The sequence below is a fragment of the Dyadobacter sp. HNCC25DJ186 genome, from assembly GCF_056895235.1.
The window spans coordinates 1-10,829 of record NZ_JBXHAS010000022.1; the positions used below are offsets into that span (position 1 = coordinate 1).

Sequence of the window (10,829 nt, forward strand, 5' to 3'; positions counted from 1 at the left end):
TATTCTTCTTCAAATAACCTTTGAAAATATTATCCATCGCTATCTCGTGGAGTTTTGTGAAGGGCAAAGGGGCGTTTTTAGGATAACCATAAGCCTCACTGAATGCATAGACTACTGCACCATAAAAAAAATACCATTTCCCCCTTATTTTAATTCCATAGAAATAATCCAAGGCGTTATTTGTTGTCCGCCCTTCCTGATGATAGACAGACATGATACACTTATCAATCGCTGTGTTAAAACAAATCAAGCTATCTAATCTCCAATTCGAGTTTCGATATGCCCTGGTTGTAGTTAATTTATTTTTTATCCAATAATCAAGTGTATCCTTAGCCAAATTCCAAACACCATCATATATAATTGGGCTCGAAATTTTTATAGATATCTGATAATATTTTTCAGTATTATCTTGACTATTATTACTATTCTATCTTGGTATGACATAACCTTTTGGTTCAGAAGACTTAATTTCAAATATCCATCCATAATTGCTAATACTGTGACTTTCCAAATAGCCTTTCGGAATTGTTTTCCCATTTCCATAAGTAGCTGGAATAAAAGCTCTACTCTGATCTGTGAGGCCAGTTACCGGGCACTGAGGTGCCACCCCATCTTGATTCCACAGTGGATCAGGGTCTCCTTGTCCCAAATTACTCCCATATTGCCAAATCTGGTCTTTCCATTGAGCAGGGTCTACTTTGCCGTAGGTGGCAGAGCATCCATTTTCGGGGGCGATAATGTAGTAACTGCTCCACGTGATTTTATCTTTTATGGTACTGTTTTTTAAGGCGTCAATCATTCCCTGAGCGTAAGCAAAGCCCTGGTCATTGAAGAGGTTGGTAATTCAGCGTGTCCCTTTTCTCCCAATTTTTTTTCACTCGATACAATACATATTCATCAAAACTTCTGCATTCAAAACATGAGCCATAACCAGACGAAACCTCTGGATTATTTTTATTTTCCATTCCGGCAAAAAATACCTCATTTATCTCCCATTTCTCATTTTCCTTATTCTTCTTCAAATAGCCTTTGAAAATTTCATCCATCGCAATAGCTTTTAGTATCGAAGAACTGAGAGGAACCTTTGTATTTTCCTGATAAAAATTTCTGGGAAGCGCAATATAAGGCCCGTCAAAAAAATACCATTTATGACCTATTTTTAGTCCATAAAAATAGGTTAATCCATCAGCTTCTATCTCTGGATACTTGGTGTTTAATTTTGCAATAGCCATAATACATTTGTCCATATTTCTATTGAAGCAGACTAACGAATCCAAAAACCATTTATTATCCCGTTCATTTATGTATGATTTCAAACCGTGATTAGCCCAATTACTTATTGAATCAAAAGCTTGGTCATACACTAGCTTATAATTTTCTGGGGTCGACACATTAGTTGAATAATTAAGATATAGTGCCCTTTCTTTTGTAATCCTGTCATAATCTATTTCATAGGTTTTATTCTTCTTATCACAAGAAACAAGCAACAAGCAACAAGAAACAAGAAACAAGAAACAGTTCTTATTTAAACTATTTGGGTGTGACATATCCTTTATCATCCGGAGTTAAAATGTTAAATATCCATCCATAATTACCAATTCTATGACTGTCAACAAAACCTTTCGGAATCCCTTGGTTTTTTGGTATATAAGCTCTTTGATCATCAAGACCATTAACTTTTGCCTGCGGTGCCACTCCATCTTGCTCCCACATTTTATCTGCATTTGCCTTATCCGGTCTGTCCAGATCACTTCCGTACTGCCATACCTGTTCCCAGTCACTTGGGGTGATCGTTCCCGCATTTCCATTCTCCGGCGCGATAATATAATATCCACCAAATTTTACATTAATACTACCCTTTAATGAAGCATTTTTCAATTCTTCAATGATTCCCTGAGCATAGGCAAAGCCCATAGAATGAGCTACTACATCAATATGATAGGTCACTTTGGCTCCCGCCGGTTTTTTAACACCTGACATTTTACCAACTAAAACCTCGTAGGCATTTTTGCCCTTTTCCTTACGATAGTTAAACCCACCTGTATTAGAAACTTCATCAAGAGCAACACACTCAGGCTTTAAATAGCATTCATTAGGAATCGGAATTCCGTTTGGATTCGGGATCGTTGGTTGTAAGGTTAGTTTGGAACTTGCAAAACTATCTAAAAACCGAAGTTGCGATTTTTGCGCATCATCAGCAGCATTGTGAGTAGATGTTGTAATGCTGTGGTGCCCGTCCGCATAATAAATCTGGTCGGGTTGTCGCCTGAATGCAAAGGATGCATCCTGTCCACCCCAATAGCCTCTTACATCTTCTGTTTCTATTAAGTCATTTGATTCCGGGAATTCCGGGAAGCTAAAGATGTCCAATAATTTTTCAATGCTACGGTACCCATTTGCAAAAATCATGATATTTTTTATGATTTCAGCATAGGCTGCTTCAGGCAGCCAGGCTTCTTTACAAAGCATTTTCACGGTTCCCTTTTCTTTCCATTTATCAGGGCTGCATGGTGTGCTTACAGGATCTATCCTGTAAAACCCGATAAATGCATTATGATCGCAATCATTATAGTATGCCTGATAAGTGCCTTCCAACTTCTTATCTTCCGGATCACTGTTTGTAACGGTCAGTTTCCAGACACCCGAAGAAGTCGCTTTCAAGTCAAAGCCTGCTTTTAGCTTAAAGGTAGTTTTCCGTGTTGTCTCATCATAGCTTACATCAATAAAACCTTCATCCGTGGCGATTTTTGCATTCGGATCTACTGTCCCTACACGAAGCGTTGGCAAAAAGAGGCTTGGTACGGCAATAAAAACTTCCGGCTCTTTAACAATCGCCGTTGCTGTCGCCGTAGCGCTTTTGCTATCCTTCACCGTCAGCGTATAGTTCCCTGCTTCCAGTTTGGTAAATGAAGGGCTTTCCTGGAAGGTTGCGCCATCCATGCTGAATTGGTATGGCGGAATACCTCCGGTTGCTTTAAGGCTAATACTTCCATCGTCGGCTGCGCAGGTCGCATCGGTAGCGGTAGCTATCAAATTAAGCGGAATTACAACTTCCATAAAGTCTTTGGGCAGAAAGCCTTCACTGCAAAGATCTTTACAAACATCATTTTCCTTTGCGGTGTAAGCCTTGGTACAGTTACCAGAGTAACCTACCTTGTAGAAACCAAGGAATGCGCCGGGACTGCCGGATTTGAAATAGGCCAGGTAAGAGCCGATCCATTTCACGTCAACTCCCTCAGGCACTGATTTGATCTCGAATACATTTTTACCATTGGATACCACAAATGAGTCCTTGAACTGGTACTTGATAAGTGGTGAGGTAGCGCCAAACTGAGCGGCCACCATGTTCTGGTTTATGCCTGTTTCCAACACCGCAGCACCCATGCTGGCAACCAAGGCATCTGCAGCAGGACAATTTTCCTGTTGGCTGACCTGATTGGAGACGTCAGGGAAGGTATTTCTTATATCGTTATTATATACATCAGTGGCTGCTGATCCCTTTACGGCACTGCCCAGCAGCGCTCCTGCCGCCTGGCAGCCGGCCGCAGATTGCATTGCCGCTGCCAGCGCCGATGGCGAAATGCCAGACAAGTTAATGTTGTACTTTTCAAGTTTAGCATTTGCAGCAATTACAGTTTGCAGTTTCGCCAGAAGTGCTTTTGCTTCTGTTTCCGACAATATTTTATCGTCTCCGCTGAACTGATTTGCGATCTCACAAATTAAAGTTTTAAAGTAGCTGGCCATCAAAGCCTGTAATGGATATTCCTTTTGGCAAGGAACTACTGCACTGTTTTTCGAAGCGTCATCGGTGCTGGACAAGCGCCCTCCCGCGTTTAATTCCTCGGGTATATACTGGGTCCGTCCGTAAAAAGAGTATTGCTGCTTATTCTCATCAAATACATATGTATAATAGCAGGCCCTCTCGGGATATCTGGTATCCGGGACGCATTTAAACTCTATAGCCTCACTCGGGTTAGCCCCCGGATCATACTCGGTGGTACTACCTATTTCAATAATCTGGTCTAGCCCATTTGCCTTGTACAATTTGATACTTTTCCCTGATGCAAACCCTGAATTGGTGGACGTACACCACTTTTCATAAAAATCATGCTTACCAGGATACTTTTGTTCATACCTTACAAAGAAGTCATCACACGTAAATTTATAGATTTCAACAGTCCTGTGTGCTTCTGCACATACACTGCCATTCACGGTGCATTTGGCAACATAGGTCGTAGTTTCACTTGGTTTATGGGTGTTACCTGAAATAGACATTCCCCCTAATACTTCCCAGGTTACCTTTCCGCCACAGTTGTAAGATTCAAGCTTGAATGCGGTCCCACCTGGATAAGGGTATTCATTACCAGGATTTGATTGCGCTGTGACAGATGCACCAAATGACGGGCAACCCGTATCATAAACCGAGTTAAAATCCGTTCCCGAAGGACTTTTGATGGTTTCTTTAACGGAAACCTTTATAATCCTTTCCACACTCCCGGTGCCAGAAACGCAAGTAGCCGTAAATATTTTGGGCTCATTGATGGTCACATTTGACAGTACACAAGGGGACTGGCATGTTTTGTTTGCTTCAACCCAGTTTATCGTACCTCCTCCGCAGCCTTCCGCTGTAAGCGTAGTTGTTTTGCCTTTTTCAACCGTCGAAGGATTCGCAGAAAGCGTAAGTCTCAATGATGCCGTCACTTCAATTTCTGCCTCGGTTACCCCAACAACTTCCTTTTCACATTTTACTTTGTATTTGGCAACATCTTTAACACCTTTTGCTGTGACTGTCTGATTGTCTCCTGAACCTGGCGTGTCCGCGGCAAGCCCTGGCCCATTCCATATCGTCTTACCTCCGGTACATCCTGTTACGGTCAGCACAATATCGTTGAGTTCTCCTTTATTAATAACCTTTGGTTGTGCATTAGGGTTTAGCTCCTCACACTCAATTTTTGGGGGAAGTATAACAGGCACTTTCACTTCAATCTCTTCTTTGCAGTCCGTTAAGCTACAAAGAGCCCATAGAGTCACTGTTTCATAGGGATTAATTTTCAACTGCTTTCCGGCTCCTGCAAAGTTGCCGGATACATCCTGCCATATCACTGTAGTCCCGCAGCCCGACGCCGTCAGAACGATTTCGTCACCCGGTTTGGTGGATGCTTTATCCTGGTATGGATTCAGAAGACATGACCCAACCGTTACTGTCTTACTGGCTGAGCATTTTGGTGAGTCGCATACAACTTCATATTTTGCAGTCGACAAAGGAACATCGTGTATCGTAAGTCCTGTCCCAAATTGCTTGCCATTCTTGGTCCAGGTTGCTTCGCCAAAACAGCCCGATGCCGTAAATTCAATGTAATCCCCTTTAAAGACATTCCCATTTCCTGTAATACTAATGCATTCTTCGGTTGTCACAACGAGTGTCATCGGATTTGAGGCAGTCTGCACTTTCCCATTTACATTAAAACAAGTGGCATAATAAGTGGTAGTCTTTTCAGGATAAACAAGTGTATTGAACGCTTCGTCATAATAAGTCTTACCTTTTCCGTTCAACGAGAAGAAAAGTTCGATGTTCTCTGACTTGAATGTATGATCCTGATCGTTGGTCCAGACCAATTTTCCATAACAAGGGTTGGTGTACAATTTTATAAGATTCTCATCCCAATTTTTAAGCTGGTTTATATCATAGGAATTCCCCGATACTGCTTTGTAATAGCGAGAGTCTTTTTTTACCTCTGCAACAATGTTGAAAGGGGCAACGACCTGTACGGAAGATTTACATCCGTTTTGATAAGTTGCTGTATAAACATAATTCGGATTATACAAAGGCACAATACCTGTTCTTTCATATGTCGAATTATACTGTTTTACTCCATCTGACAACAAAAAGCTGCTTCCTGACTTGTCGGTAATCGTTACAGAATTGCTTTCATAATCAACTTTATAACTAAGAACTTTATCATTACAATCCTTGGAAGGCTCCGAAACCAGAAGCTTCGATTCGGGGCAAGGGCCGGTACTGCACATAGCATAAATTGTAACATCTCCCTTTACGTCCTTTAAATTGTAAAAGGCTGCACCCTTATCTACTACTTTAGCCTTTCCTTCATGGCGCCAGGAAACATTTCCATCACAGCCTGATATACCTGCATGGACAAACCTGTCGGTAGACCATCTGATTCCAAATAATTTGTTTGGAAATGTGATTGTTTCCGTAACAAAAATTGCAGGGCATTTCGATAAAACTTTGATCGATATAGAATTAGAATAGCAGGTTTTCCCGTTTTCGACACATTGTGCTGACACAACCATATCCTCAGCTGGCAATAGCGAAATTTCATTTATTGTCCCGAGCCCTTTTAACCAACTAAATTCCCCATTGCAGCCTTTCGCAGTCAGTGTTACTGGAAACGACCGCTCTACACTTATAGAAGTTTCCTGCTCAACCAATCCTTGTGCAGAAGCCAGAATTTTAAACTCTCCGCCACAATCCGAGGAGGAGACCTTCACCTCTGTACTGTACGTACATATTTTTGCAGAAGCCCCCGAACCAAGATTACAAATGGCAGTATAAATAGTGCTTTTGACCGGGTTAACAATCACCACACGTCCCATAAAAGTAGTCGCGGTTTCTCCATCTTTAAAGGTTATGATTGTTCCATCCTGGTTAACAGTACCAACCGTACCATTGGACCAACCGACCGGGGGATAAGCTGTTCCGGCAGGATAATCGGAAGGGATGCACCCGCTTACACTAATCATATGTTTATTTCCAGTGAGTGAGGGCGAATTTTGTGCATTCAAAACACTAACGCTTAGCTTACACTCTTCTCCGGATGTCACCCGTGCATTAGCCGGATCACTCGAAACCTTGACTGAATTGTAGGCTACAATCTGGTAATCATAAAAACGGGATGGGTCCAGTCCTATCAGGGTATCACTGTTGGTTGTTGGATATACAGTGTGAAGAATTCCCAGTTCATCTGTATACACCAGTTTGTATGTATCGTGCAGTGCATTCTTGTCCCAGGTAATTCTTACCGAATGATCATCAATCCGGGTATAAGCCAGATTTACAGGAACCGGAACAGTCTGTTTCACAGTAGTAAAGCTTCCTTCCGAAGTGGCAACCACTTTATCCCCGTTGTAAGCCAGGATTTTGAAGGTATAATCCATGCCCTCGCGAAGACGTTGCAGGTTAACCTGTGGATTTGTTACCGTTTCCAAAAGAACTCCTCCATCCTTGTCCTGGTATTCAATCACATATTTGGTGATTGGGCCCGACGGAGTACTGCCCAAAATCTCCCAGTTAATTTTAGCCGAAACATTGTCAATGCCACTCACCTGGACATTACTAATCACATAACCAGGCTGGGTTGTGCCGTTATCGGGCCCGTTGTCGTTGGCATCTTTAACAATCTGGTCAAGCCTACTGATCAGTCTTTCATATTTCCGGGTAAGACTATCTACCTTGGGACTACCTGATGCAAGCTGGTCTGTTAATGTTTTTAGATCATTTAAAACAGCGGAGATCCTTTCATCATTACTATTTTCACTGGCCTCCACAAGTGCTTTTCTGATTTCTTCACTCGCCTGTAAAATCGCCGTTTTGTAAGGGCATAATGAATCGGCAGTAGCTGTGGCTCCCAGCGCATCATAACCTGCAAGTGCCCCTGCCAGTGTACCGGCGTAGGCATTAGGGTCTGTTTTTTGTGCCAGCTCATTTAACAGCTTGCTTTTTGCTGCAGCGACTTCCGCCTGGCTGGCATTTAAAAGCTTGAAATCTACGGCTTCGTATACGCAGCCTCCGTTTCCATCATCACTTCGGATGGCCCTTACACCGCTGAACTCAGCCAAAGCCAGAGTTCCTTCCATAAAAGGAAGACGCACCAGGCCTTTGCCCGAAAAACTGCCTGAGCCGCTTGCTTCCGTCACAAACACCGCAAAATCATATATTCCCAGTACATCCCCGGTTTTCAGGTTTGCCAGCTCCGTCCCGCCAGTTGGCAATGGCACCATAGGATGCTCAGGACTACAAACAGAAAAAGCACTGCTTTGAAGGGCACAGCCAGGAAGTTTCAATTTCCCGGTAGTATCAGACGGAACTGTACCATCTTTTCCGGGAAAATTAGAATAATAATCCGCCAGCTCTCCGGGAGTAACTGCCGTGCATCCCGAAGCCTGAACCGGGATTTGCATCGGATCTGCCAGTACGATAGGAAGGTCTTCCAAGTCGTCACTTTCATCCGTAACCTCAAAGGTTTGAACATGGTCGGGGACTATATCCGTACAACCTGATTGAATGGCAAACTCATAACTACCCAAAGCAAGGTCTGTAATCGAGGCCGTCGTTGCTGAAACGGTTTGGGCTGTCCATTTGGTATCACCCGTTTTTCGGTATAAAACTTTATAACTGTCCACGTCTGCTTGTCCGGCAACGGCCCCCGCCTCCCAGTTCAACTGCAAACGCCCCGGCCCTGTTTCGGTGATCACAAAACTTTCCGGTGAAATACACTCTTTTCCATACCGGAACCAGTTCACCTCACTGCGGCCCTCATTAACAAAAACAACCTCATTCCCATCCGTATCAAACTCATGCACCGTAACCCGCGCCGCATAACGGGCGCCGCGCTCCAAAGCACCGATCAGGCTATTTCCGATACCCGTATTGCCCGGATAAAAAGTACCCGGGTTACCTTTGTCATCGATCACAGGGTTTACACAGGCATCCAGTGCTTCTGTGGGCTCATACCCGTCCGGCACTTTACAGACTTTCAGGTCATACGTCGTGATATTGCCAGGCATCCGGTAATGGCGTGGCATCCACTGGATGTTTACCCGCTGGGGTTCACTGATCGTAAGCTCCGCCCCGTTGAAAGGAATGTTGATGATCGGTGGCAAAGGCGTGGTAATGCTGAAATAGGTTTCACCGATATTGGAAACCTCGCGCCCCGTGCCCGCTTCCAATGCCTGCACCCGGAAGGTATAAAAGCCTTCGGGTAAATTCGTTCGCAAAGGAGAGTTCCCCAGTCCCTGCTCCTCGATTAAATCCTGACGAAAATAATCGTTTTGCAAATCCAGCCCGCTAAACCGTTGAATGACTCCCCGCTGCAAGGTGATCAGCCCCATTGGGATATACCCATCCTGGCTCGCTACCCGAACACCCGGACCCTCCATACTCCATTTCAGATACACCTGGATGCTGTTTTTGGTCAGATCTTTCAGCAGCAGGTTCACCGTTAAGGCAGTGCTGCTCGAAAAATAAGACGATAGTCGCTGGTTGGGCTGAGAGACAATGAATGCTTGTGCGGTGACCGGGTAGTTTTGGTCGGTGGACTGGGCACGGATATCCCTGAAAAACAACAGGACTGTCAACAATAACAACAGGGCGCGAACGAAACGGTAGTGCATGAGCGTAATATTATTTTTTATATAATTCCTGGGCCTTGTTATGACCCGCTGTTTTTTACTGGCCATCCGGGTTCAAATACCCGGATGAAGACTTTGAGAATCAATCTTTTACGTAAACTGTTTTCGCTAACTTGGAGCTCTCCCAAAGCAGGTAAATTTCTGCTTAATGTCAATACAGCTCCTCCCAGGCACAGCCCTGACAACTGATCTTTCCTTCGATCGCTTCCGGGTACATTTCCTTCATATCTTTGGTGGGCGAGTTAACATGAATCTCTTCCCCCTTACAATTTATGAAAGTCAGAGACCAGTGGGTGGCCGGCGAATGTACCATGGAAATCTTATAGCGTTTACAACATCTGGTCTGATTATAGGTATCAGAATATACGTTTATATCTTTCCAAAGCACACCTGGTCCATTGGGACAGGTTCCACTTCCCTGAGGCTGCCAGTTGGGGGTTTTGTCATGAACCGGATTGGGGTTGGGATTTGGATTTGGATTTGGGCCGGGATTCACTGCTGTTACGGTAATTGTCGATTTTGGTCCACCGCAGCGATTATAATTGCAGCTTACCTGAAAAGTAGTCGTTGCTTCGATGCTTGTTTCGTTATCCGCAGAACCTGTAACAATCCAAGGTTTAATGTTGTTTGTCCAGGCATAAGAACTCCCTTCTGGACAGCCGGATGCTCGAATAGTAAATGAAGCTCCTTTCACAACTTGTGTAGGTCCGGAGATATTCGGAGCCGGCGGAGGCGTACATGGAGCAGATACCTGGACCATTTTTGAAGCTGAAACTCTTGGGCATCCATCCTTGAAACATTCAACTTTAAATTCAGTATTCGAGGAAATTATTCCGTCAAAGATTAGTTCACTATCGCCATTAGCAAAAAACTCCTCTCGCTGCGATACATTATTGACATATCTGGCGCCAGCACAACCACCCAGGTATATGCTGAACGACTGATTTTTATCAACGGTACCAGGCCCTGAAAGATACGGAGATGGCGGGTTGGCACATGCTTGCGTATTGTCCTCAGGAATAGTAATGTAACCTTGATCACTGTTTTGGTAACCCGGTTTACTACAAGTCGCCCAGTAAGTACCAGCCCCAGTCCAGATTGTATTACCTGTCGCACCCGTTGACCACGTAACCGTGCCATCACAACCGTCCGCGTACACCACCGTATTTTCACCCGGTTTTAACGAAGGCTTGTCAGCACGTAATGTCGGTCGCGGTGCTTTAGATGGTTCAATGATCGTATTGATCATGATGAAACCAGCATCGCTGTTCTGGTAACCAGGTTTACTACAAGTCGCCCAGTAAGTACCGGCCCCAGTCCAGATCGTATTACCTGTCGCGCCCGTTGACCAGGTGATCGTACCGTCACAGCCATCTGCATAGACCACCGTGTTTTCACCG

At 44.1% G+C, this 10,829-nt stretch carries 4 protein-coding genes and 1 pseudogene; all 5 read right to left on the reverse strand.

Annotated elements, in window-relative coordinates; translation table 11 throughout:
* The coding region (locus AC1XUO_RS29075; RefSeq protein WP_483333399.1) for a hypothetical protein at nt 1-214 on the reverse strand (214 nt) is incomplete at its 3' end.
* Nucleotides 215-427: 213 nt separating this feature from the next.
* Nucleotides 428-799 carry a hypothetical protein gene (locus AC1XUO_RS29080; RefSeq protein WP_483333400.1) on the reverse strand — a complete coding sequence of 124 codons (372 nt, stop codon included), beginning with the start codon at nt 797-799 and terminating at the stop codon, nt 428-430.
* Nucleotides 800-824: 25 nt separating this feature from the next.
* A complete protein-coding gene (locus AC1XUO_RS29085; protein ID WP_483333401.1) occupies nt 825-1,547 on the reverse strand; it encodes a hypothetical protein in 723 nt (240 codons plus the stop codon).
* Nucleotides 1,531-9,411: a fibronectin type III domain-containing protein gene (locus tag AC1XUO_RS29090; protein ID WP_483333402.1), complete on the reverse strand. Its 7,881-nt coding sequence runs from the start codon at nt 9,409-9,411 to the stop codon at nt 1,531-1,533. Before AC1XUO_RS29090 ends, AC1XUO_RS29085 begins: the two co-directional genes overlap by 17 nt.
* Before the next feature lie 169 nt (nt 9,412-9,580).
* Nucleotides 9,581-10,829, reverse strand: a pseudogene (locus AC1XUO_RS29095) (hypothetical protein); the annotation flags it as partial.

Coding starts and splice junctions, on each gene's coding strand:
- AC1XUO_RS29080 (WP_483333400.1), bottom strand. CDS start 799: ATGATTGACGCCTTAAAAAACAGTACCATAAAAGATAAAATCACGTGG.
- AC1XUO_RS29085 (WP_483333401.1), bottom strand. CDS start 1,547: ATGTCACACCCAAATAGTTTAAATAAGAACTGTTTCTTGTTTCTTGTT.
- AC1XUO_RS29090 (WP_483333402.1), bottom strand. CDS start 9,411: ATGCACTACCGTTTCGTTCGCGCCCTGTTGTTATTGTTGACAGTCCTG.